Source organism: Flavobacterium ponti (genome assembly GCF_042652765.1).
GTDB classification, from domain to species: domain Bacteria; phylum Bacteroidota; class Bacteroidia; order Flavobacteriales; family Flavobacteriaceae; genus Flavobacterium; species Flavobacterium ponti.
The window spans coordinates 68,880-93,930 of sequence record NZ_JBHSGW010000026.1; the positions used below are offsets into that span (position 1 = coordinate 68,880).

At 28.9% G+C, this 25,051-nt stretch carries 26 protein-coding genes and 1 tRNA gene; 14 read left to right on the plus strand and 13 right to left on the minus strand.

Annotated elements, in window-relative coordinates:
* Nucleotides 1–8 precede the first annotated feature (8 nt).
* Nucleotides 9–710, plus strand: a complete 702-nt coding sequence (locus tag ACFO3U_RS11415; protein WP_379742301.1) for a hypothetical protein — start codon at nt 9–11, stop codon at nt 708–710.
* 94 nt (nt 711–804) lie between these two features.
* On the opposite strand, the gene ACFO3U_RS11420 is transcribed toward ACFO3U_RS11415, so the two are convergent.
* From ACFO3U_RS11420 to ACFO3U_RS11435, 4 genes are read right to left on the minus strand one after another with little or no spacing between them, the layout of a single operon-like run.
* On the minus strand, nt 805–1,293 hold the full coding sequence (locus ACFO3U_RS11420; RefSeq protein WP_379742304.1) for a hypothetical protein: 489 nt from the start codon (nt 1,291–1,293) through the stop codon (nt 805–807).
* A gap of 15 nt (nt 1,294–1,308) precedes the next feature.
* Nucleotides 1,309–2,031, minus strand: coding sequence for a hypothetical protein (locus tag ACFO3U_RS11425; RefSeq protein ID WP_379742307.1), 723 nt, complete (start codon nt 2,029–2,031; stop codon nt 1,309–1,311).
* Between the two features lie 41 nt (nt 2,032–2,072).
* Nucleotides 2,073–4,526: a TonB-dependent receptor gene (locus tag ACFO3U_RS11430; protein ID WP_379742310.1), complete on the minus strand. Its 2,454-nt coding sequence runs from the start codon at nt 4,524–4,526 to the stop codon at nt 2,073–2,075.
* A 10-nt stretch (nt 4,527–4,536) separates the two neighbouring features.
* The gene (locus tag ACFO3U_RS11435) at nt 4,537–6,222 is read right to left on the minus strand and encodes a M23 family metallopeptidase (protein ID WP_379742313.1); all 1,686 of its coding nucleotides are present in this window, start codon (nt 6,220–6,222) and stop codon (nt 4,537–4,539) included.
* A gap of 163 nt (nt 6,223–6,385) precedes the next feature.
* Here ACFO3U_RS11435 and ACFO3U_RS11440 point away from each other — a divergent pair, with 163 nt between their 5' ends.
* The 3 genes from ACFO3U_RS11440 (at nt 6,386) to rny (ending at nt 8,747) form a co-directional block, all read left to right on the plus strand.
* Nucleotides 6,386–6,676: a hypothetical protein gene (locus tag ACFO3U_RS11440; RefSeq protein WP_379742316.1), complete on the plus strand. Its 291-nt coding sequence runs from the start codon at nt 6,386–6,388 to the stop codon at nt 6,674–6,676.
* A 5-nt stretch (nt 6,677–6,681) separates the two neighbouring features.
* Complete coding sequence (locus ACFO3U_RS11445; protein WP_379742319.1) at nt 6,682–6,975, plus strand: cell division protein ZapA; 294 nt, start codon at nt 6,682–6,684, stop codon at nt 6,973–6,975.
* 209 nt (nt 6,976–7,184) lie between these two features.
* The gene (gene rny / locus ACFO3U_RS11450) at nt 7,185–8,747 is read left to right on the plus strand and encodes a ribonuclease Y (protein WP_379742322.1); all 1,563 of its coding nucleotides are present in this window, start codon (nt 7,185–7,187) and stop codon (nt 8,745–8,747) included.
* A 126-nt stretch (nt 8,748–8,873) separates the two neighbouring features.
* Here the strand turns inward: rny and xerD are convergent, their stop codons facing one another.
* The 3 genes from xerD to ACFO3U_RS11465 form a co-directional block, all read right to left on the minus strand.
* Nucleotides 8,874–9,773, minus strand: coding sequence for a site-specific tyrosine recombinase XerD (xerD, locus tag ACFO3U_RS11455; protein ID WP_379742325.1), 900 nt, complete (start codon nt 9,771–9,773; stop codon nt 8,874–8,876).
* Between the two features lie 76 nt (nt 9,774–9,849).
* Complete coding sequence (locus tag ACFO3U_RS11460) at nt 9,850–10,554, minus strand: porin family protein (RefSeq protein WP_379742328.1); 705 nt, start codon at nt 10,552–10,554, stop codon at nt 9,850–9,852.
* A 220-nt stretch (nt 10,555–10,774) separates the two neighbouring features.
* A complete protein-coding gene (locus ACFO3U_RS11465) occupies nt 10,775–11,365 on the minus strand; it encodes an outer membrane beta-barrel protein (RefSeq protein WP_379742331.1) in 591 nt (196 codons plus the stop codon).
* Nucleotides 11,366–11,506: 141 nt separating this feature from the next.
* Here ACFO3U_RS11465 and ACFO3U_RS11470 point away from each other — a divergent pair, with 141 nt between their 5' ends.
* The 4 genes from ACFO3U_RS11470 (at nt 11,507) to ACFO3U_RS11485 (ending at nt 15,607) form a co-directional block, all read left to right on the plus strand.
* Entirely contained in the window at nt 11,507–12,049 is a 543-nt protein-coding gene (locus ACFO3U_RS11470; RefSeq protein ID WP_379742334.1) for a porin family protein, read from the plus strand.
* Between the two features lie 78 nt (nt 12,050–12,127).
* The gene (gene aroQ / locus ACFO3U_RS11475) at nt 12,128–12,541 is read left to right on the plus strand and encodes a type II 3-dehydroquinate dehydratase (protein ID WP_379742337.1); all 414 of its coding nucleotides are present in this window, start codon (nt 12,128–12,130) and stop codon (nt 12,539–12,541) included.
* 57 nt (nt 12,542–12,598) lie between these two features.
* Nucleotides 12,599–15,076, plus strand: coding sequence for a DUF5686 and carboxypeptidase regulatory-like domain-containing protein (locus ACFO3U_RS11480; RefSeq protein ID WP_379742340.1), 2,478 nt, complete (start codon nt 12,599–12,601; stop codon nt 15,074–15,076).
* Nucleotides 15,077–15,178: 102 nt separating this feature from the next.
* Nucleotides 15,179–15,607: a hypothetical protein gene (locus ACFO3U_RS11485; protein ID WP_379742343.1), complete on the plus strand. Its 429-nt coding sequence runs from the start codon at nt 15,179–15,181 to the stop codon at nt 15,605–15,607.
* Nucleotides 15,608–15,664: 57 nt separating this feature from the next.
* Here the strand turns inward: ACFO3U_RS11485 and ACFO3U_RS11490 are convergent, their stop codons facing one another.
* The 4 genes from ACFO3U_RS11490 to ACFO3U_RS11505 form a co-directional block, all read right to left on the minus strand.
* On the minus strand, nt 15,665–16,432 hold the full coding sequence (locus tag ACFO3U_RS11490; protein ID WP_379742346.1) for a sulfite exporter TauE/SafE family protein: 768 nt from the start codon (nt 16,430–16,432) through the stop codon (nt 15,665–15,667).
* Nucleotides 16,433–16,531: 99 nt separating this feature from the next.
* Entirely contained in the window at nt 16,532–17,845 is a 1,314-nt protein-coding gene (gene murA / locus ACFO3U_RS11495) for a UDP-N-acetylglucosamine 1-carboxyvinyltransferase (RefSeq protein ID WP_379742349.1), read from the minus strand.
* Nucleotides 17,846–17,851: 6 nt separating this feature from the next.
* Complete coding sequence (locus ACFO3U_RS11500; protein WP_379742352.1) at nt 17,852–18,547, minus strand: DUF4290 domain-containing protein; 696 nt, start codon at nt 18,545–18,547, stop codon at nt 17,852–17,854.
* Nucleotides 18,548–18,555: 8 nt separating this feature from the next.
* Nucleotides 18,556–18,840, minus strand: a complete 285-nt coding sequence (locus ACFO3U_RS11505) for a DUF493 family protein (RefSeq protein WP_379742355.1) — start codon at nt 18,838–18,840, stop codon at nt 18,556–18,558.
* A 127-nt stretch (nt 18,841–18,967) separates the two neighbouring features.
* On the opposite strand from ACFO3U_RS11505, the gene ACFO3U_RS11510 reads away from it, so the two are divergent.
* The 5 genes from ACFO3U_RS11510 (at nt 18,968) to ACFO3U_RS11530 (ending at nt 23,495) form a co-directional block, all read left to right on the plus strand.
* Nucleotides 18,968–19,507: an AAA family ATPase gene (locus ACFO3U_RS11510; protein WP_379742358.1), complete on the plus strand. Its 540-nt coding sequence runs from the start codon at nt 18,968–18,970 to the stop codon at nt 19,505–19,507.
* Between the two features lie 41 nt (nt 19,508–19,548).
* A complete protein-coding gene (locus tag ACFO3U_RS11515) occupies nt 19,549–21,435 on the plus strand; it encodes a RecQ family ATP-dependent DNA helicase (RefSeq protein WP_379742361.1) in 1,887 nt (628 codons plus the stop codon).
* Nucleotides 21,435–22,382: a methionyl-tRNA formyltransferase gene (gene fmt / locus ACFO3U_RS11520; RefSeq protein ID WP_379742364.1), complete on the plus strand. Its 948-nt coding sequence runs from the start codon at nt 21,435–21,437 to the stop codon at nt 22,380–22,382. Before ACFO3U_RS11515 ends, fmt begins: the two co-directional genes overlap by 1 nt.
* Nucleotides 22,383–22,547: 165 nt before the next feature.
* Complete coding sequence (locus ACFO3U_RS11525) at nt 22,548–22,823, plus strand: HU family DNA-binding protein (protein WP_379742368.1); 276 nt, start codon at nt 22,548–22,550, stop codon at nt 22,821–22,823.
* Between the two features lie 111 nt (nt 22,824–22,934).
* Entirely contained in the window at nt 22,935–23,495 is a 561-nt protein-coding gene (locus tag ACFO3U_RS11530) for a YqgE/AlgH family protein (RefSeq protein ID WP_379742371.1), read from the plus strand.
* Here ACFO3U_RS11530 and ACFO3U_RS11535 read toward each other — a convergent pair.
* Both ACFO3U_RS11535 and ACFO3U_RS11540 read right to left on the minus strand, forming a co-directional pair.
* Nucleotides 23,487–24,317 (minus strand): aminotransferase class IV, encoded by an 831-nt coding sequence (locus tag ACFO3U_RS11535; RefSeq protein ID WP_379742374.1) that lies wholly within the window; start codon nt 24,315–24,317, stop codon nt 23,487–23,489. The two genes, ACFO3U_RS11530 and ACFO3U_RS11535, sit on opposite strands and share 9 nt — an antisense overlap.
* A gap of 50 nt (nt 24,318–24,367) precedes the next feature.
* A complete protein-coding gene (locus ACFO3U_RS11540) occupies nt 24,368–24,760 on the minus strand; it encodes an START-like domain-containing protein (RefSeq protein WP_379742378.1) in 393 nt (130 codons plus the stop codon).
* A 149-nt stretch (nt 24,761–24,909) separates the two neighbouring features.
* Here ACFO3U_RS11540 and ACFO3U_RS11545 point away from each other — a divergent pair.
* Nucleotides 24,910–24,983 (plus strand) — tRNA-Met (locus tag ACFO3U_RS11545).
* Nucleotides 24,984–25,051 lie beyond the last annotated feature (68 nt).

The following is a 25,051-nucleotide window of genomic DNA, read 5'->3' on the forward strand; positions in this document are numbered from 1 at the left end:
TAAAATAAATGTACATCAACAATCCGAATATTAAGCTAACAGACGATGAAGATATTATCGTTTGGAAATATTTAGATTTATCTAAGTTTTTAGACATGCTTATGTCCAAAAGATTGTTTATGTCACGTTCGGATAAATTTGAAGACCAATATGAAGGTACATTTTCTGAACCAACTTATGAGGAAATCAAAAAAATTGCAGCCAACAACCCTAAGTTTTTAGATTATTACAAATCACATCGTGAAAAAGTGGTGATTAGTAGTTGGCACATCAATGAATATGAATCATTTGCTATGTGGCAAATTTTCACTAAAAACAATGAAGGTTTAGCCATTCAATCTACAATCGGAAGACTTAAAAAAGCTCTTGAACCAGAACGAAAAACCGAACAACACATTGGAGAAGTCAACTACATTGATTACAAAAAAGAATACATTCCGTTTGATGATACTTTTTTTCCATTTTTGTTTAAACGAAAAAGTTTTCAATATGAACGTGAAGTCCGCATTATTTCTGATGTAACTACCGATAACTTAAAAATCAATGATGGTTTAAAAATTGATGTTGATATCAATCAGCTAATTGAACGTATTTATATTCATCCAAAAAGTGAAAATTGGTATAAAAATTTGGTAATCGAATTAGTAGAAAAACTAGGTTTCGGATTTACAATTGAAAAATCTGATTTGGAAAGTGATATTTTGATTTAATCTGAAATTAAAAAAATCTTTATTATAAATGAACTATTCTTCCTTATATCATTGAATTAAATGAATTTGAAGATATTATTATAATATAGGAATACTATTTCAATTCAATTTTTGATTCTCTTTTTTCCACTTCACTTTTTAAATTATAAATTACATTAACCATTATTAATGCAATAATATTTATACTTAATTCCTTGTATTCAATATGGTCATTTATTACTATTGCAGAGGAACTAATTCCAGACATAAAAGTTAAGATAGCATCATTTATTAAGTTTAATTTTATACCAGCATATATACCAGAAATATGTTCAAAATAAAAACCTAAAACTCCAAAACTCAATATTTGAATAAATTGATTAAAAATCGATAAATTTAAACCTTTTATTAATTTATTTTTTAAAAGTAAATATCCACAAAATATTGAATATAAATGTAGACTTATTATTATTAAGATAAGAAATAAAATTCCTCCATTAATTGAACCAAAGCTTGGTAAAAAACGAACTGTCACTAAACATCCTAGTATTCCTCCAATAATCTGATAAAAACCTAAAGTTTTTATTTTATTTTCTAACTTCATTGCTTAAAAAAATAACTAAATAGGCATATACTCCTCAACTTTCCACTCATTATCTAAAAGATTTACATAATGATAATGTACTTTGTCATCTTTGTCAAAAGCACCGTTTTTATTGATGTCTTCAATACATCTAAAGTACAAACGATTTTGAGCTTCAATAATATTCCAATCCATAATTTCGCTAAAATCTTCTGATAATTTGGTGAAATTTGAACCATCAATATTACTTAATGCTAACGATTTAATATCATTTTGGTTGACATTTCCATCTTTGTTGGTGTCGTTATCTACGAAACTATAAACCAAAATCTGTTTTTTAGTTTTTTCGGCAAACGTATTTAAAAAAGTTACGGTTTGAATTTGAATTCTATCAGTTGTTAAGGTTCTAAAACTTGTTGAATCAATATTTTGAAATTTTAAATTGGTAAAATAACCTGTTAATTCAAAACGATTGTAATTAGAAATCGCATAACTAACTTGATTTGTTTTACTTGAACCATAAACACTTTTATAATCATCATACACTCGAACATCACCAATAGGGTGAATCAAATATCTTGTTCCTTCCATTAAGATAGGTAAATCGGCAATTTTTATAGAAGACGAATCTACTTTAACTGGAGTTTCAACTTTAGTTTTTGAATCTTCGTATTTTACTTTTGGTGTTGTTTCTTCTTTTTTACAGCTTACTAAAGAAAGTATCGCTAAACCTAAAATGTATTTTGAAAGTGTTTGCATAGTCAAAAAAGTTATGTTCAAATATACTAATTTTCTAGTATTTAAATACGAGCTGTTAGTTTAATATTAAAAACTCTTGTGGTCATATAATTTGGAATTCCATATTGACTTTTGGTATATACATCTCTTACCCAAGTATTAGTAATGGCATTTTGGTTGTTGAACATATTAAAGATTTCAAAACCAAGGGCAAATTCTTGAAATGGTTTTAACCATCTTCTTTGCGATTGAATTTTTTCGTCTTTAAACACATATGAAAATCCTGCATCTGCTCTTCTGTAATCATTTAAACGCAATTGATAATTGTATGGATCAGCATAAGATGGAGAACCACCTGGTAAACCTGTGTTGTAAACCAAATTCAAGTAAATTTTTAAACTTGGAATGTTTGGCATATAATCTTGAAATAAAACCGCAAATTTTAAACGTTGGTCTGTTGGACGAGCAATATTACCTCTTCCATCTTGATTTTCTTCTGTTTTTAGATATCCAAAAGTAAACCACGACTCTGTTCCAGGTACAAATTCACCATTTAGTCTAGCATCAAATCCGTAAGCATAAGCTGTTGCATCATTATTAGCTCTGTATCGAATTCGAACATTATCAATCGTATATGTATTTACATTTTTAAAATCTTTGTAATAAACTTCAGACAGTAACTTGAAACCTCTTCCCCACATTTTAAAACTATAATCATTACTCAGTACAAAATGAATGGATTGTTGGGCTTTTACATCTTTTTGCACTACTCCATTATAATCTCTTAACTCTCTGTAAAATGGTGGTTGATTATAAACTCCAACAGCAGCTCTAAACAACATATCTTTTTCCCAATAAGGTTTAAAGGCAAATTGAGCTCTTGGTGCAAAAACAATTTGAGATTTTCCGCTTCCAATTTGATCATTGACTTGCCATTGGTGAAAACGAACACCAGTGTTTAACCAATATTCACCTTTTTCCCATTTTCCAGCATAATTCCATTGACCATAACCTGAAAATCTATTGATTGTTGTATAATTTGTAGCTCTTACATATTGATAAGGAGCTAAAGGATATTGATTGGGTTCATAAGGTTGATTGTCTGTGTAACCTAAAAGTGGATTTGGTAATGAAAATCCAGCAGAGTCAATAACTTCCCATTCTACTACTCTATCTCTAATATCTTCTCTAGTATATTTGAAACCCCATTCGATTTCGCTTTTGGTTTCTAATTTATGAAAACCTTTCACTTCAGCATTTACAATCAAAGCATCTAAGTTATTTCGAGCATGATTTAATTGCGAACCAATTCCTCGTGTAAATTGCACATCACCAAAAGTTTCAGAACCAATATTTGTGTCCACTTCACCTAATCTATATTGCGATAAAATATCAAAATGTTCTTGTTCTTGTGTGTGATAAGTAGAAGCAATAAACTTTAATTTGTTATTATCATTGTATTCATAAACTGATTTAACTGCTCCAAAAACCGTTAAATATTCATCTTTTTCTTGACCATCATAAATTACCTGAACACCAATTGGTTGGTCAACTGTTCCAAAATTAGTTTGCCTAAATAGAGGTTCGTAATTGTATTTATTTTGAGCTACATTTCCTAAAAAACTCCATTGCCATTTGGTTGAAGCATTGTAATTTAAAAATGTTTGAATGTCAGTAAAAGATGGCTTATAATTAGTTTCTGTATCTTGACTGTTTACCAAAAGACTGTTGTTTCTATAACGAACACCTGTTACATTACTCCATTTTTGATTTTTAGAAACACCTTCAACAGCTGCATTTACTCCTAAAAAACTAGCTTCTATGTTGGCTCCAAATTGCTTTGGGTTTTTATAAGTAATATCTAAAACAGAAGCCATTTTATCACCATATTTAGCTTGAAAACCACCTGCAGAAAAATCTACATTTTCAACCATATCTGTATTGGTAAAACTCAAACCTTCTTGTTGACCCGAACGAATTAAAAACGGACGATACACTTCAATTTCATTTACATAAACTAGATTTTCATCATAATTTCCACCACGAACAGCATAAGAAGTACTTAATTCATTATTTGAATAAACTCCTGGTAACGTTTTAATAATATTTTCAATTCCTGGATTTGCACCTGGAATTTTTCTAATTACTGTTGGTTCGATATTGGTTAAACCTTCTATTCTCTTTTTATTAGTTGCAGTTACGGTAACGACACTAATTTCTTCTACATTAACATTCATCACAGGATTGAATTCAAAATCCTCATTAGCATTTAATTGCAAATCCTTTAAAGTTGATGTTTTATAAGTGATGTGAGAAAATGTTACTGTTATTTTTTTATTGGCAGGAACTTGAAGAATGTAGAAACCTGTAGCATCAGTTGTTGTGCCAATTTCGTCAACTCTAATGGTTACATTTTCAACAGGTTCATTAAATTCATTTAAGATTACCCCTTTTATTTGGGCAGTTTGAGCAAAAGTTGCAGTGCAAAGTAAAAGGAAAAAGAATATATGCTTCAAAGGTGTAAATTTAATTGTTCTTATAAAAATAGCTCTCAAAGGTAGTAGAATTATTCATTTCATCAGTAACTACCAATTTAAAATCGTTCTTTCCTTTAACGTAAATATTGTCAGATAAAGTATGGACTAACTTTTTAGTCTTATAATCGTATTCCATCAAAATCCAATTTCCGTTTAAATAGGCTTTGTAAGAATCAATTCCAGATAAATTATCCGATATTTTTGCTGTGATAGTTGTGTAAGTATCAATTGTTTTTCCTTCTGAAAAATCCACAGCGTAAATTCTTGGAGCAATTGTATCTTGAACTACTTTATAATTTCCTAATTTCTTAACTTTTGCTGTAATTTTATCACCCTTCACATATGACTTTACATAATCAATATCTTTGCCATCTAGATAAGCAATGAAACTTTTCTTTTTCAATTCATCTGATAGTTTAGATATATCAAAAGAAAGTGAAAAACTATTTTTAACTGGAATTTCATCTTCATGCAAATACAACACTTCATCTTTAACACTCATTTTCATTTTAAAATCTTCATAAAATGTATTAGCCGGAAAAGTTATTGTGCAAATATCTTCTTCAAAAATATATTCGTTTTTGGCTTTTATTTTTTTTAATGAATTAGTGATTTCTGTAGGAGAAGATTCTGATTTTTTATAAACTACAGGAATTTCAATTACTGAAGTATTTTGCGAAAAATCTTCCACAACAATTTTATAAGTGTAAGAAGCTGCTGGTTGGACTTTTAAAATCCCATCCCTTTTATTTTTATTTACAACTGACAAAGGATAATCATTATCTATAAACATTTTCTGAAACCGTTGACCCATATTTTTAAATCGGTAATAATCTATAAAATAATTAATATGTTTCGATTCATCAAAAGAAAAAGTATCAAACTTGTATGAAAAATATGGAACTCCATTCACAAAAGTGGAAACTTTATAAATTCCGTTCTTATTGTATGGATTTGTCATATTATCAAAGACATTCATACTAAAACCAATAGCACCATTAGATGTGATTTTTGGAGTTACATAATTGCCTTCATTGTTAACAGACAAAGGAATGGTTTGTGCCAAAAAATCATTGTTAATAGCAATTGTATCGTTTAAAGGATAAACCATGATGCTATTTACTTTTGGCCTGTATTTATCAACAACTAATTTATCAAAACCAAAAAGTAACGGATTTATAATCATTTCTGTTTTGGTATCTCGAATTTCAAAATGCAAATGTGGTCCACCACTTCCACCACTATTTCCTGAAAAAGCAATTACTTCACCTTGTTTTACTGGCAATTCAGATGGTTTTAAAAACAGCTCAATTTCAAAAGATTTCTCATCATAATGTCTTTTTCTGATAGTTTCTTCAATTTTTCCATTAGCACTTTGAAGATGTCCATAAACTGAAGTGTAACCATTAGGATGTGTTATGTAAATTGCTTTTCCATAACCCCAAGTTGAAATTTTAATTCTTGAAACATATCCATCTGCAACAGCATAAACTGGTAAACCTTCAACACCTTTAGTTTTTAAATCTAATCCAGCGTGAAAATGATTACTTCTCAATTCTCCAAAAGCTCCAGAAACATCTAACGGAATATCTAGAGGAGAAATGAAATAATCTTTAGGGTATTCTTGTCCAAAACTATAAAAAGTGATAAAGAAGAGTAGAATTAGGTATTTCATTTAGGTCTATTTGCAATTAAAAAACTAAAAATAAATAATTAAGTACTTATAAAACAAGTAAAACAAAAAAAATAAACATTTAGTATGTAAAAAAAAATAAAAAGTGTTGTTATTTAAAATTCTAATCTTAACTTTGTAAATATTGTATTGAAATAAATGTTTTATGAGTGGATTAACTGAATTGATTGATTCTCTTGAAGTTAAATTTTCTAAGATGTATCACAAGATGGATACTTTGGAGAAAAAAAATCAAGAATTATCTGATGAATTATTACAATTCAAGGAAAACAACAAAAAGCAGTTAAAAACTATTGGTGAATTAGAAAGCCAGTTAGAAAGTCTAAAAACAGTCAATGCAATATTAGGTAGTGATGATAATAAAAGAGAAACAAAACTCAAAATAAATTCTTTAATAAGAGAAATTGATTATTGCATAGCACAACTTTCAGATTAAAATAAATGGAAGATAAACTAAAAATTAAAATATCAATTGCAGACAGAGTTTATCCATTAACAGTGGAACACTCTCAAGAAGAAGGACTCAGAAGTGCTTCCAAAAAAATTGATATAACAATAAAACAGTTTGAACAAAACTATGCAGTAAGAGATAAGCAAGATGTATTAGCCATGTGTGCTTTACAATTTGCCTCACAAGTAGAACAAAAGCAATTGAACACGTCTTATGACAATGATGATGCTTTGGAAAGGCTACAAAAATTAGATGATAAATTGAGCCGAATTCTTTCGAAATAATACGTTCTTACATAACAATACTACCTACATTAGTATCAATTTGGTAAACTCAACAGACACAAATTAAAATGAGTGAATTATTGCAACTAAAGCAAGCCATGCCATAGAGCAAGGATCCTTGAAAGGCAAACTAGCTCAAAACTTGTATAAATGGAGTTTATACAATTCTCTAATGTAGGTTTTTTTTATATAAATTTTTTAAATAAACCATGGATATAATAAGTATCATAATAGGAATCGTTGTTGGATTAGCATTAGGCTTTGGAATTGCAAAGTTCTTAGAAAAGAGCAATGTTTCTAATCTAATTAAAAACGCAAAAAAAGAAGCCAGCTCAATTTTGAAAGATGCTAAAGCTGAAGGAGAATCTATTAAAAAAGACAAACTTCTTCAAGCTAAAGAAAAGTTCTTAGAACTAAAATCTGAACATGAAAAGGAGATTTTAGCCAAAGACAAAAAAATGTCTGAAGCTGAAAAAAGAACCAGAGATAAAGAATCTCAAATTTCTAGTGAATTAGCTAAATCCAAAAAACTTAATGATGAGCTAGAAGCCAAAGTAAATGATTACAACACACGACTTGATTTCTTAGACAAGAAACAAATTGATGTGGAAAAAATGCACAAATCTCAAATAGAACAACTTGAAGTAATTTCTGGTCTTTCTGCAGATGAAGCAAAAAGTCAATTGGTTGAAAGTTTAAAAGCTGAAGCCAAAACAAATGCAATGGCTCACATTCAGGAAACTATTGAAGAAGCTAAATTAACAGCTCAACAAGAAGCTAAGAAAGTAATCATTAGTACCATTCAAAGAGTTGGAACTGAAGAAGCTGTTGAAAATTGTGTGTCTGTTTTCAATATTGAATCAGATGATGTTAAAGGTAGAATTATTGGTCGAGAAGGAAGAAATATTAGAGCTATTGAAGCTGCAACTGGTGTAGAAATTATTGTGGATGATACTCCTGAGGCAATCATTCTTTCATGCTTTGACCCTGTAAGAAGAGAAATTGCTCGTTTAGCATTGCACAAATTAGTAACAGACGGAAGAATTCACCCAGCGAGAATTGAAGAAGTAGTTGCTAAAACACAAAAACAAATTGAAGAAGAAATTATCGATATAGGAAAACGTACAGTAATCGACTTAGGAATTCACGGTTTACATCCTGAATTAATTAAGATTGTTGGTCGTATGAAATACCGTTCTTCTTATGGTCAAAACTTATTACAACACTCAAGAGAAGTTTCTAAACTTTGTGGAATTATGGCTGCTGAACTTGGCTTAAATGTTAAGTTAGCTAAAAGAGCAGGTTTATTACATGATATTGGAAAAGTTCCTGATACAGAAAGTGAACTACCTCACGCAATTTTAGGAATGCAATGGGCTGAAAAATACGGTGAAAAAGAAGAAGTTTGCAACGCAATTGGAGCTCACCATGATGAAATTGAAATGAAGTCATTGATTTCACCAATTATTCAAGTTTGTGATGCTATTTCTGGAGCAAGACCAGGAGCAAGAAGACAAGTTTTAGATTCTTACATCCAACGTTTAAAAGACTTAGAAGATATCGCTTATGGTTTTAATGGTGTAAAAAGTGCCTATGCCATTCAAGCTGGTAGAGAATTACGTGTAATTGTTGAAAGTGAAAAAGTTTCTGATGAATTAGCAGCTACACTATCTTTTGAAATTTCACATAAAATTCAAACAGAAATGACTTATCCAGGTCAAGTAAAAATTACTGTAATTAGAGAAACTAGAGCTGTTAATATAGCTAAATAAAAGTTGGCAGTGTTCAAGTAATTAGTGAACAGTTATATAAATTTAAAATCGCATTAATTCATTTTGATGCGATTTTTTTATGCTAAATTTTCTGCAGACTGATCACTGAATACTGAACACTTAATACTATTTCCTTGGGTGAAATTTCGTCAAAACTTGAGCTAAATGCTTTCTATCTAAATGCATATAAACTTCAGTTGTAGTAATAGATTCATGACCTAACATTAATTGAATCGATCGCAAATCAGCACCATTTTCTAATAAATGTGTAGCAAAGGAATGTCTAAATGTATGTGGACTGATTGTTTTGCTTAGGTTAATTTTTACAGCCAAATCTTTAATTATAGTAAAAATCATAGCTCTTGTTAATTGTCTTCCTCTTCTATTTAGAAATAATGTGTCTTCAAATCCTTTTTGAATATTCAAGTGATTACGTATTTGTTCTTTATAAATTAGAATATATTTTTCAGTAGATTTTCCAATGGGCACAAATCGTTGTTTATTTCCTTTACCAGTAACTTTTATAAAACCTTCCTCAAAAAATAAATCTGATATTTTTAAATTCGTTAATTCTGAAACACGCAAACCACAACTATATAAAGTTTCTAAAATAGCTCTGTTTCTTTCTCCTTCTGGAGTTGCTAAATCTATTGCAGCAATTAATTTATCAATTTCTGTGGTAGAAAGTGTATCTGGTAATTTTCTTCCTGTTTTTGGAACTTCAATTAATTCTAAAGGATTATCTTTTCTATAATCTTCGAATAAAATATAAGTAAAAAAACTTTTTAAACCTGAAATTACCCTAGCTTGACTTCTAGCATTTACGAGAGAAGAAATATGATAAATAAATTGTTGAATGGTTTCTTCAGTAATATTTATTGGTGTTTGAGTAATCGAATTAGTTTCTAAAAAAAGAACTAATTTTTCAATATCAAACGTATAATTTTGAATAGTATTATCAGACAAACCTCTTTCGAGTTTTAAATAATTTTGATATTCTTTGATATAAGATTTCCAGTTACTCATTGACCAAAATTACAAAAAATTAAGCATAAAAAAATCCCGAAATTAATCGGGATTTTAAAATAATGGTGTTATTTAATTAGAATCTATATCCTAAAGAAATTTGTAAATTATTAATTTTAGCTTCAGGCTCAAAAGTATAAGAACCAAAATCAGTATCTACTGTTTGAGATTCTAAAACATTAGAAATACCTACATTATATCTAACTTCTGCAAAAATATTTTCTGTAAAGTAGTAACCAGCACCAACTGCAGCAGAAAAATTAATTGATTTATATTGATCTTTTACATCCTCATTGCTAGTTGACTCGCTTTCAGTTTCTCCACCTTCAAAAGCAAAAGTATAATCACTATCTTCTTTAGCACTCATCAAGAAACCAATTTGAGGTCCAGCATTAATAAAAAGTTTTTCAGTAGCATAGAACTTAGCTAATAAAGGTACATTAATGTAATTTAATTTAATTTTTGATTCTGAAGTTTCAGAATAAGTAATACCACCAAAATCCTCAACAGAACTTGATTCAAATTTAGAACCTTCCATAGAGAATAATAATTCTGGTTGAAAAGCAAACTTTTCAGAAATACCAATTTCTGCAAATCCACCTACATGAAGACCAACTAACATTTTATTATCAGGAATTGTAAAACTAGCTCCTTCAACACTAGGCATAGATATACTAGCACTAGAAAGATTAGCTCCAATCTTAGCTCCAAATTTAATTTCTTGTGCATTTGCAGCACCAAATGCAAAAACTGCTACTGCAGCAAATAATACTTTTTTCATTTTTGTTTAATTTTAAGTTATTTTCAAATATATATATTATTTATTTTAGGAATAAAAACATTCTGAATAGTTATCAACATTTTCTTATTAATAAAATATTAACTTTTTACACATTATTAATACATAAAAAACATTCAATTAAAGTATATTTTATTTGTCAAAACTATTGAAAAAAAAATCCCGACTAAATCGGGATTTTTAAACTTTTATGTTGTACAAATTAGAATTTGTAAGTTAAACCAAAGTTAATTGCACTTAAGTCAACATTTAAACCAAATGTATTTGTTTTATCAGCTCCATCACCACCATTGTCATCAGTGTTATATCCTAACCCTGCCCAACCAGCTTCAATAGCAAATTGATTAGAAATAAAATAATTTACACCAACTCCAGCATTAACTCCAAAAGTTTGACTTTTCTCTTCTGGACCAACCTCTGGTTCATATTTAGTAGAACCAATACCAGCTGCTAATTCAGCAAATAATGAAAACTGTGAAGCTGGTGTCCAAAAGTATCTACCAAAAACTTCAGCCCCAAATGAGCTTGCTTTGTTTTCAGCAATTCCATTGTCTTCTTTACCAGAAGCAATTCCTAATCTTGCACCAATCGCAATATTATCTGAAACAAAGTAACCTACAGCAGGTGAAAATTCAACCCCTGATGTTTTAAAATCTCCTGTTTTTGAAGAATTAAAACCTAAACCTCCTGAAACAAATATATTTCCTTTAGAAAAACCACCTGTTCCACCTTCTTGTGCGTTAGCAGCACCAAAAGCAAAAACTGCAATTGCAGCAATTAATAATTTTTTCATTTTGTTTATTTTTAAGTTATATAACAAATTTAAAAGTTTCTTTTTTTGATAAATTAGTTAATTTTAATACTTATTAACATTTTAAATTGAGATATAAACATATATTTGTTATTCTTAAAATCATAATTAAATCAATAAAACATGAAGAAGTTAGCCTTTTTAGTTATTAGTTTATTAACAATTTCACAAATTACAAATGCACAATCTAATATTCGATTTGGTGCAAAAGCAGGTTTAAATTATGCAAATTTTACAAATACTGAGATTAAAACAGATGCAATCACAAGTTATCATGCAGGTCTTTTAATGGAAGTTAGTCTATTTGATAACTTAGCCATTCAACCTGAATTATTGTATTCTACTGTTGGTGCAAGTTATGATACTGCTGTAGCAGATTTTAAAAATGAATTGGGTTATATATCAATACCCGTTTTAGCAAAAATCAAATTATCTGAAACTTTATTTTTAGAAGCTGGTCCACAAGGTTCATTTTTATTAAGTAAAAAAGATGAAGCTTTTGATGATTACAACACATTCGATTTTTCTCTAAATGCAGGTTTAGGACTAGATATATCTAAAAACTTATTTGTTTCCGCTAGATATAATTTAGGTGTAACAGAAATTGCAAGAGATGCTGATGCAAAAAACTCAGTGCTTCAAGTTTCAGCTGGAATCATATTTTAATTAAAAAATTCATAAATTTATTAAAAACCATCTTTATCAAAGGATGGTTTTTATATTTTTACATCAAAGCAAATCACAATGAATATAATTATTATCAATGGTCCAAACCTGAATTTATTAGGAAAGCGAGAACCAGAAGTTTATGGAAATGAAACTTTTGAAGAGTATTTAAATAAACTTAAAACTAAATATCCTCAAATTAACTTTACTTATTTTCAAAGTAACATTGAAGGAGAGTTAATTGATAAAATTCAAGAATATGGTTTTTCTTCTGATGGAATAATTATCAATGCTGGTGCTTACACACATACTTCTATTGGAATTGGTGATGCCATCAAAGCCATTTCCACACCAGCTATAGAAGTTCATATTTCTAATACTTTTTCAAGAGAGACTTTTCGTCATCAATCTTATATTTCACCAAATGCAAAAGGTGTTATCATAGGTTTTGGTTTAAAAAGTTATGATTTAGCTGTTGAATCATTTTTATAATAGCATTCTTACAACCATTTTATTTTTATTCTCGTCTATAGTAACAAATCCTCTTATATGAAAAAAATTTACACTTTTGTTTTTGCTCTTTTCTCTTTTATAACTTTTGGTCAAATTAAAGGAACTGTTACGGACAGCAACAATGAACCATTAGCTTTTGTTAGTATTTATATTGAAAACACCTACATTGGAACAACGACTAATGAAAATGGAAAATATGAATTAAACTATTCTGGAGAAAAAAATGTGAATATTATTTATCAATATTTAGGTTATAAAACTCAAAAAAACAGTTTAAACATAGATAAATATCCGTTTACAAATGATGTAAAATTAATTGAGGAAAATTACAATTTAACAGAAGTTATTTTAACAGAAGGAGAAAATCCTGCAAATGAAGTAATTAGAAATGCTATCAAATCCAAAAAAATAAATAGTGCTAAAACAGATAAGTTTGAAGCTGATTTTTATTCAAGAGGGATTTTTAGAGTTAAAGATATTCCAAAAAAAATCATGGGAATGAAAGTTCGAGAAGAAATGATTGATTCTGGAGCAGATTTAGATTCAACAGGAAGCGGAATTATTTATTTATCAGAAACGGTTTCTAAAATTAAAGTCGAAAAACCCAACAAACTTAAAGAAGAAATTATTGCTAGTAAAGTTGCTGGAGAAGATAATGGGTTTAGTTATAACACTGCTTTAAATACCAATTATGATTTTTATGAAAATTACATTGATTTTGATGTAAATATGGTTTCTCCGATTGCAGACAACGCATTTAATTATTACAAGTTTACATTGGAAAGTACTTTCTATGATGACAATAATAATTTAATCAATAAAATACAAGTTACTCCAAAACGTGATAAAGAACCTGTTTTTGAAGGTTACATTTATATTGTTGAAGATTCTTGGGCAATATATGGAGTTGATTTAGATATTAAAGGATATAGAATGCAACAACCTATTCTAGAAACTATGAAGTTGACTCAAAACTTTAGCTTCAATAAAACGAATAAACTATGGGTTAAAAATGTGCAAGCTTTAGACTTTTTAGCAGGAATTTTTGGTGTCAAATTCTCAGGTAAATTTACACATGTCTTCAGTAATTATAATTTTAAAGATGCTTTTGAAGCTAAAACTTTTGGAAGAGAAATTGTTTCATTTGCTGAAAACGCTAACAAAAAAGAAGATTCATATTGGAACACTAAAAGGTTAGTTCCTTTATCTGAAGAAGAGGAAAACAATTACATTAGAAAAGATAGTATTTCAACTTTAAGAAACTCTCAAAAATACTTAGATTCAGTAGATGCAAAAACCAATAAATTTAAAATTTTAGATATATTAACAGGTTATACTTATAAAAACAGCTTCAAAAAAAGTCGTTTTAATTATGATGGTCTTGCTAACATTGGCTCTATAAGTTTTAATACTGTTCAAGGTTATAATTTAGATAGTGGATTTTCATATACCAAGTACAATGAAGAAAACGGAAAATACACCTCTATTAATTCAACTTTCAATTATGGATTTGCTGAAGACAGATTAAGAGTAAATGGAAGATTTTATCATAGATTTAATGCACAAAATTATGCAAATATTTCTGTAGCTGGTGGAAGTAGTATCAATCAATTCAATGCTTCAGAACCTATTAGCAAACTTTTAAATTCTGTCAGTACACTTTTCTTTACCAATAATTTCATGAAGCTTTATAACAAAGAATTCGTTGAAGCAATGTATGGACAAGAAACAATAAATGGTTTATATATTTCTGGAAAAATTGGCTATGAAAACAGAAAACCTCTATTCAACAATACAGATTATACATTAATAAAATCAGATGATATGTATAGCTCAAACGACCCTTTGCAACCAAACAACTTCACTTCTACTCCATTTGTAGAACATCATTTATACAAAGCAAGTGTTGGAGCTCGAATTCGTTTTGGTCAAAAATATATTACCAGACCCGATAGAAAAATAACAGTTTCAAACGATGATTATCCAGTAATTTATTTGGGTTACCAAAAAGCATTTGCAGGAAGTGATAAAAATTACAATTTTGATTTAGTAACCGCAACGGTTGATTTTGACAAAAAACTAGGCAACAAAGGTGATTTCGGTATTCGATTAAAAGCAGGTAAATTTTTCAATGCAGAAAACATTTCATTTGTTGACTACAAACATTTCAATGGAAATCAAACACATGTAGTTTTAGACGGAAGCTACCTGAATTCATTTGGACTATTACCTTATTATAGTAACTCTACAAATGATGCTTATTTTGAAACACATATTGATCACAATTTTAAAGGATATATTATGAATAAAATTCCTTTGTTGAACAAACTACAATGGAATTTAGTAGGTGGATTTCACCAAATTAATGTTCCAAAACTAAAACCATACCAAGAGTTTTCTGTTGGATTTGATAATATCGGAATTGGAAAATTAAGAATTTTTAGAGTTGGTTATGTAAGAGCCTATCAAAATGGATTTCAAGGTGATGGATTTGTATTTGGTATAAAAATGTAATTATTAATGAATTCCAATATTTTAAAATTCCAAATTCTAATTTAAAGTGAATTTGGAATTTTTTTATACATTTACTATAACTAACCAATAAAAAATAAAAAAATGACAACAACAAACCAACCAAGTAAAAGCTTTTGGATTATTAGCATTCTTGCATTAATTTGGAATTTAATGGGTGTAAATCAATACATATTAATGGCTTATAAATCAGAAGGTGTTAGAGAGCATTTAACACCTGAGCGATTAGCTTTAATAGATGCAACCCCAACATGGGCAACAGCAGCATTTGCAATTGCAGTATTTGCAGGAGCTTTTGGATGTATAGCACTTTTAATGCGTAAAAAAATTGCTAATCCTTTATTCATACTTTCATTTTTAGCAATTGTAGTCCAACAAATTGATGCTTTTATGCGTTTTGAAATTTCTGACTTTAATACAATGGAACTTTCAATGACAATTATGATTCCTCTATTTGGATTATTTTTAATTTGGTATTCAAAAAGTGCAATTATAAAAGGATGGTTAAAGTAAACTCCTATTTCTAAAACTTAAAGTTCCAAATTCCAATATAATATGAATTTGGAATTTTTATTTTATGAAGATATCGTATCCAAAACGAAGTAAGGCAATTCCAACGATAATCAGAAAGAAAACACGTATAAAACTATTTCCTTTTGAAATGGCTAATCTTGCTCCAAGCCAAGCACCAGTTGCATTGCAAATTGCCATTGGAATTGCAACAGACCAAATGATTTTTCCTTTTATGACAAATAGAGTTATAGAACCAATATTGGTTGCCAAGTTCACAAGTTTTGCATAAATGTTGGCTTGTAAAAAATCAAATCCTAAAATAGCTATGAAAGCCATAATTAATAAACTTCCTGTTCCTGGACCAATAAACCCATCATAAAAACCTAGAAAAACACAAATAACAATAGCATAAATATAAATCTGCTTTTGAGTTAATTTATCCACTTGAAATTGCCCAAAATCTTTTTTAAAGTAAGTATAAACTAATAACAAAACCAAAATCACAAAAAGTAATGGTTTCATAAAATCATTTTGCATCACGTTTAATAAACTTGAACCTATGTAAGCAAATACAAAGGAAAAAATGGCCATTAATCCAAATAATTTCCAATTGACAGTTGCTTTTTTTAGGTATTGATAAGTTGCAATGCTTGTTCCGCTAAATCCTGGAATTTTTAAAGTTCCTATAATGGAAGCCACACTTTGATTAGGAAGTAAAATCAAAGCAGCTGGTGTTTGAATCAATCCACCACCACCAACGATAGCATCAATAAATCCGGCAAAAAATGAAGCAATGCAAAGTAAAATGATGATGTATGTTTCCATTTTTATAAATTCCAAATTAAAAAATCCAAATTCCAATAAATATATTAGAATTCGGATTTGTTTTTTACTACTAACTAAAAACTGACCACTGCCAACTTTTTAGCTGACTCTAACAATCTTAGCACCAATAGCTTTTAATCTTCCATCAATATTTTCGTAACCTCTATCAATTTGTTCAATGTTTTGAATAGTTGAAGTTCCTTTTGCAGAAAGTGCAGCAATTAATAGTGAAATTCCAGCTCTAATATCTGGTGAAGACATAGTCGTAGCTTTTAATTGCGATTGGAAATTATGACCAATAACTGTTGCTCTGTGTGGATCACAAAGTATAATTTTGGCACCCATATCAATCAATTTATCTACAAAGAACAAACGGCTTTCAAACATTTTTTGATGAATTAAAACATCACCTTTACATTGTGTTGCAACGACTAAAACAATACTCAATAAATCTGGTGTAAATCCTGGCCAAGGAGCATCAGAAACTGTTAAAATTGAACCATCAATATCCGTTTTTACTTTGTAACCATCTTTGTGTTCTGGAATATAAATATCATCTCCTCTTCTTTCAAGTGTAATTCCTAGTTTTCTAAATACATTTGGAATCTGACCTAAATTATCCCAACTCACATTTTTAATGGTGATTTCACTTCTTGTCATAGCTGCAAGTCCAATCCAAGAACCAATTTCAATCATATCAGGTAAAATTCTGTGTTCGCAACCTCCTAGAGATTCAACTCCTTCAATTACTAATAAATTAGAACCAACACCTTTGATGTTTGCTCCCATTGAATTTAACATTTTACACAATTGTTGTAAATAAGGTTCACAAGCTGCGTTGTAAATTGTAGTTGTTCCTTCAGCTAAAACAGCAGCCATAACAATATTTGCTGTTCCAGTAACAGAAGCTTCGTCTAAAAGCATATAAGCTCCTTTTAATCTTCCTTCATTTTCAACACCATAAAAATGGTCTTCTCTTTCATATCTAAATTTGGCTCCAAGATTAATGAAACCTTCAAAGTGTGTATCTAATCTTCTACGTCCAATTTTATCACCACCTGGTTTTGGAATGTAACCACAACCAAAACGAGCTAATAAAGGACCAACAATCATAATTGAACCTCTTAAACTTCCACCTTCTTTTTTAAAAGCTTCAGTTTTTAAGTAATCTATATTAACCTCATCAGCCTGAAAAGTAAAATCTCCAGGTCCATTTTTTTGAATTTTTACTCCTAAATTTCCTAAAAGAGTAATTAATTTATTGACATCGATAATATCAGGAACATTTGTAATTCTAACTTTTTCTGATGTTAACAAAGCTGGACACAATACTTGTAGAGCTTCATTCTTTGCACCTTGAGGAGTTATTTCTCCTTTTAATTTTATGCCACCTTCAATTTGAAATGTTCCCATAGAATACTATTTTCTCGTATTTTGTTTATTATTATTTTTTGTGCTTTTTCCTTTTTTAACAATCGTTTTTCCGTTTGAACCAAATTGAGTTTTATTAGATTGTTTCTTGTTTACTTTAATCAAATCATATGATGTAGAAAGCTCTTCTTCAGATTTTGTTAAATCAATTTTTCCTCCTGAAAGCTCATACAAATGATTAAATATTATTGCATCTTCAACGGTATCTTTGTTCCAACTTAAATAACATTTTTTCATATGATTAGCAATCACAATAATTAATGCATTTTTCAACTCTCCTTCTTCCCATTTATTTGCCACATCAATCATATACTTGATGTTATTTCCATAAAAACGATATTTTGGAAAATTTTGAGGATAAGCTAATCTTTCAGGTTTTTGGTTTAAAACTTCTCTAGAAGGAATAGGATAAGGTGAATCAACATCTAGTTGAAAATCTGACATAATAAACAACTGATCCCATAATTTATGTTGAAAATCAGGCACGTCTCGTAGATGAGGATTTAAAGTTCCCATTACATCAATAATGTATTTTGCTGCCTTATTTCGCTCTTCTCTATCTTCAATTGCAGTAGCTAAATCAATAAGTTTTTGCAAATGTCTTCCATATTCAGGAATAATTAAATGTGAACGCTCTGCATTGTATTCCAAATTAAAAACAGCGTCTTGTGTATTAAATTTCATAGGTATTTTTATAAAGAAATAATGCCTTCAATAGTAGAAAGTTCTTGATATTTATCAATTACTGATTGAGCACTTTTCATTGTTGTATTAACAGAAATACTTGTATATTTCCCGTTTTTAGAAGCATTAGTTTTTATTACAGCTCCCATATTGTCAAAAGAATTTTCAACAAGAGCAATTTTTTTATTATCCGTTGGAACTATAAATTTAAATAAATATTCCGAAGGCCAAACCGTTGAGTTTGATAACTCTTCTTTTAATCTTTTGTAAAAATCTTCTGTTTTCTTGTCCATTTATTGAAATCCATTAGAATAGCAAATATACTTTTTTATGTTCAGACTTAAAAGCATGTAACTTATAATTTTAAAAGGAGTAAAGATTTTTAAAAAAAACTTATTTTTGTCCCCATAAAATCATCTAATGAATAAAGAAATAGTAGTTTTAATTGGTGGACCAAGTTCAGGAAAAACAACTTTGATTAATAAATTAAAAGAACATGGACATGTTTGTTATCCAGAAGTTTCTAGAGAAGTCATCAAAGAAGCTCAAGAAAAAGGGATAGAACAATTATTTTTAGAACAACCCTTACTTTTTAGTGAGTTATTACTTGAAGGAAGAAAAAAACAGTTTTTTTCCGCTAAGAATGAAGAAGCAAACATTGTTTTTTTAGATAGAGGAATTCCAGATGTTTTGGCTTATATGCATTACATTGGAGATAGTTATCCTGCCTTTTTTGATGAAGCTTGTAAAGAACATAAATATTCTAAAATATTCATTTTACCAACTTGGAAAGAAATTTATGTAAGTGATGATGAACGATATGAAAGTTATGAACAAGCTTTGCTGATTCAAGAACATTTAGTAGAAACTTATAAAAAATATGGTTACGAATTAATCGAAGTTCCAAAAGATACCGTAGAAAACAGAATGCAGTTTTTACTTCAAAATTTAAATCTTTAAATAAAATTAGTATTTTTATATTGATTTATACCAAACCTTAAATGTCTGAAGCTCTACAAATTCTTAAAAAACACTGGAAACACGATAGCTTTAGAGAACCTCAAGAGCAAATTATTGATGCTATTTTAGAAGGTAATGATGTTTTTGCATTATTACCAACTGGTGGTGGAAAATCTGTTTGTTATCAAGTTCCTGGAATACTTTTACAAGGAATTTGTTTAGTAATTTCTCCTTTGATTGCTTTGATGAAAGATCAAGTTGAAAACCTTCAAAAAAGAGATATAAAAGCCATTGCTTTAGTTGGTGGAACTTCACAAAATGATATTATTGATATTTTAGACAATTGTCAATTTGGCAATTATAAATTCTTATATCTTTCTCCTGAAAGACTGCAACATGATTGGATTGTTGACCGATTAAAGCAACTAAAAATTTCTTTAATTGCAATTGACGAAGCACATTGTGTCAGTCAATGGGGACATGATTTTCGTCCAGCTTATTTAAAAATTGCTAAGTTGAAAGAAGTGTTTCCAAACACATCTTTTTTAGCATTAACAGCTTCAGCAACAGCAAAAGTTCAAGTTGATATTATTGAAAATTTAGCTTTCGAAAACCCAAAAATATTTACTAAATCATTTGAGCGAAAAAACTTAGCTTATCATGTTATAAAAACAGAAGACAAACTGTCTAAAATCAAGCAAATTCTAACAAAGAACATACAATCTTCAATTATTTATGTAAGCAACCGAAAAGCATGTTTGGAAATTTCAAGTCAATTGAATCATCTGGGATTTTCAGCAACTTTTTATCATGGAGGTTTATCTTATAAAGAAAAAGAAAAGAATCGTTTGATTTGGATGGAAAATAAAGTCCAAATTATTGTTGCAACAAACGCTTTTGGAATGGGAATTGACAAGCCTGATGTAAAAACAGTAATTCACATTCATTTGCCTCAAAACTTAGAAAATTATTACCAAGAAGTTGGACGTGCTGGTAGAAATGGAGAAAAAGCTTTCGGAATTTTGCTAACAAATTCAAGTGATGTAAAATCAGCCAAATCTCAATTTCTTTCCGTTTTACCTGATAAAGAATTCTTAAAAAACGTTTACATCAAACTAAATAATTATTTTCAAATTGCCTATGGTGAAGGTTATAATGAAAATTTCTCATTCAACTTAAATCACTTTTGTTCGCACTATCAATTTCCTATTGTAAAAACATATAACAGTATTCAGTTTTTGGATAGACAAGGTATTCTAACCTTACAAAATTTATTTTCAGAAAAAATTGACTTGCAATTTATTATTCCAAGCAAAGAAGTTATTCGTTATATGAGTTTAAATACGAATGACGAAGAAATTATTTCCACAATTTTAAGAACATACACTGGAATTTTTGAAATAGAAATATCTGTTAATCCAATTTTAATTGCCAAAAAGTCAAATTCAACGGGAAAAAAAGTTTTAGAAGCCATTCATAAAATGCACCAAAGTCATGTTGTAAATTTAAAAATACACAATAACGATAGCAATATTACATTTAATGAAGTACGAGAAGATGAACTAACCATCAACAGAGTTAGTAAATTTTTAGAAACTCAAAATCAGCAAAAAGAAGAAAAGTTTAAAAAAATGATTGATTTTGTAGAGGATACTTCTATTTGCAAAAACAAATTGCTTCTTACCTACTTCAATCAAGAGGTAAAAGAAGATTGTGGAATTTGTTCAACTTGTATTTCAAAAAATAAAACTTTTGACGATAATTTGTCAAAATTAGTGTCTGAATTATTACAAGCAAACCCTCATTCTTCAAAGGAAATAGAAAATAAACTTTCAATAAGTTCAGAAGAAACTATCTTTGCATTGCAACACTTATTAGAAAAAAATAAGATTGCCATAAATTCACACAACAAATATTACCTAATATAATGAAGAAATTAAAAATTGTATTTATGGGAACTCCAGACTTTGCAGTTGGAATTCTTGATACCATTTATAAAAACAACTATGAAATTGTTGGAATAATAACTGCACCAGATAAACCAGCAGGTCGTGGTCAAAAAGTTAGCACAAGTGCAGTTAAAGATTATGCTTTGGCCAATAATTTACGTTTATTACAACCAACGAATCTTAAAAACGAAGATTTTTTAGCTGAATTAAAAAGCTTGAATGCCAATTTACAAGTAGTTGTAGCTTTTAGAATGTTACCAGAAGCTGTTTGGAAAATGCCCCAATTAGGAACTTTCAACCTTCATGCTTCTTTATTACCTGAATATCGTGGAGCTGCTCCTATTAATTGGGCAATTATCAATGGTGAAACAAAAACAGGTGTAACTACTTTTTTTATTGACGACAAAATTGATACTGGAGCAATCATTTTGAAGAAAGAAACTCCAATTGATGATAAAGAAACTGTTGGACAACTTCATGATAGATTAATGAATTTAGGATCAGAAGCTGTTTTAGACACTTTGTCTTTGATTGAAAACGAAAAAGCAACTACAACTATTCAAACTGAATCTAACGATTTGAAAACAGCTTACAAGCTAAATAAAGAGAATTGCAAAATTGATTGGACAAAACCTGGAAAAGAAATTTATAATCAAATTAGAGGTTTAAATCCTTATCCTGCAGCTTGGACATTTTTTGTTGATGGAGAAAATGAATGGAATGTAAAATTATATGAAGTGGAGTTTCACAAATCAAACCATTCAAATACTGCAGGAAAAATTGTATTCACAAAAAAAGAGTTACATATTTATACAGTTGATGGATTTTTAAACATAAAATCCTTACAATTCCCAGGAAAAAAGAAAATGGAAGCTCAACAATTACTAAATGGCATCACTTTTTCTGAAGAAATTAAAGCTAAATAAGCCTCGAAAGTCAATAAACATAGGTGTTTATATGGGTTTTATTAACATTTAAACGATTTTATCAACATTTTAGACGAAAAAGATTGTAAATACTTGCACCGTTCATAGATACTGCTAAATTTGTATAAGTAAATTAAAGTTTAACCAAATAATTAAATCATTATTATGAACAAATCAGAATTAATCGATGCAATGGCAGCTTCTGCTGGTATCACAAAAGCAGCTGCAAAATTAGCATTAGAGTCATTTTTAGGAAATGTTGAAGGTACTTTGAAAAAAGGTGGAAGAGTTTCATTAGTAGGTTTTGGATCATGGTCAGTTTCTAAGAGAGCGGCTAGAGATGGTAGAAATCCTCAAACAGGAAAAACAATCAAAATTGCTGCTAAAAATGTAGTAAAGTTTAAAGCTGGTTCTGAATTAGAAGGTGCTGTAAACAAATAATCTAAGATACAATATTAAAACCTCTCCTAGTGAGAGGTTTTTTTTTACAAAAACTTTACTTTTTTTGAATTTAAAAAGAATTTTCTTAACTTTATTATAAAATCATTACTTATGAATGAGGTAAAAATAAAAAGAGGTCAGTTATTACTTTCAGAACCAGCACTTTTGGGAGAAAATTCTTTTAACAGATCTGTAATTTTATTAGCTGAATACACAAAAGAAGGAACTGTAGGTTTTATTTTAAATAAACCTCTTGATTTTACCATCGGAGATTTAATTCCTGAAATAAATTCTAACCTAACCGTTTATAATGGTGGTCCTGTTGAGCAAGATAATTTATACTTTATTCATACTATTCCTGACAAAATTATAAATAGTGTGGAAATTTCTAATGGTATTTATTGGGGTGGTGATTTTGAATCGCTTAAATTCCTTTTAAATGAAGATAAAATTCTAAAAACAGAAATTCGTTTTTTTCTCGGTTATAGCGGTTGGACAAAAGAACAATTAGAAACTGAATTAAAAGATAACAGTTGGCTTCTTATCGAAAATAAAGAAAAAGACAATTTACTAGCAAAACCAACTAGTGATTTTTGGAAAGAAAAAATTGAAGCACAAGGTGGTGATTATATACTTTTTTCAAATGCTCCTGAAAATCCAATTTTAAATTAATTCATTTAATTTTTCATTTAATTGAATTGAAAAATCTATTCCAAATTCTTTTTTTCTATATTTTGTTATAGGTTGAATTCCAGTAATAACATTTGTAATAAATAATTCATCTGATTTTTGTAAATCAAAAGGAGAAATTGATTTTTCTAAACACTCAAAACCTTCCATTTTATTAATCAAATTGATTAATTGTTTACGCATAATTCCATTCAAACAACCATCAGAAATTGGTGGAGTTACTATTGAATTACCCATTTTCATAAAAATATTACCATTTAGAGCTTCTACAACATTTTTATCATCATTTAATAAAATACAATTATGATAATCATTTTCTTTGGCAAAGATGTTTCCAGTGACATTAATCATTTTATTATTTGTCTTCAACGTTGACAAAAGATGCTTGGAAACGTAAAAATCTTTATATAATTCAACTTCATAAAAATCAGTTGAAACATTATATTCTTTGGAAAGTAACTTCTGACCTTCAATTACAAAACCAATATCATTTGAAAGTGGAGCATAAAAACCTTCAGAATCTCTAAAAACAGTCATTCTAACTCTTACAGAATGATTAAAACTTAAAGCATTTGTCAAAGCTAAGATTTGCTCTTCAAAATATTCCAAGGTAAAATTCATTGGTATTTCCATCCTACAAATTCGCATAGAAGCCATTAATCTAAAATAATGATCTTCAGCAAATAAAATTTTGTTATCTACTACTTTTAAAGTTTCAAAAATAGCATCACCAAAGAGAAAACCCCTGTTTTTTTCAATCGTAATTGTACTTGAAGGCTGTATATTTCCGTTAAAATTTATCATAAAAAAATCCCGATTTTTAGTCGGGACAAATATACCTTTTATATTTTTGATTACATAGAACCTAATACATGTTTCAAGTCAGAAATTTGATTTTCCCAAAGTGATTTTGATTCTTCAATCTCATCCTCATCTGCAAAATCAACAATTACAATAGAAACGTCTTTTGTAATTTCATCAACCATTAATTTAATTTCAAAAAAGTAATCTGTTTCAGAATTATCTTCGTTCAACCACTTAAACTTTACTCTTTCATCTGTCTTTTTAGACATAAGTTTAGCTTTCTCTTCACTATCATCCCAAATAAAAGTGAACAACTCACCTCTTGAATTAACATTATCTGCAAACCACTCCGATAAACCCGAAGGAGTTGATATATATTGATACAATAACTGTGGCGAAGACATTATAGGAAACTCTATTTCATATTTTACTTTAACTTCCATCTCTATAATTTAAAATTTTTCGAATATATAATAAATATGATGTAAAAAAAAATAAAAATTGAAAAATAATTTTTAAAAATATATTTGAATTAGAAACAAATAATTATATATTTGCACCCGCATTCGCAAAGGATGTAATAACCAAAATTGGCGAGGTAGCTCAGTTGGTTAGAGCGCAGGATTCATAACCCTGAGGTCACGGGTTCAACTCCCGTCTTCGCTACGAAAAATCAAATCCCTAAACAACAACTGTTTAGGGATTTTTTTTGTACTAAAAGATAATTGATTACA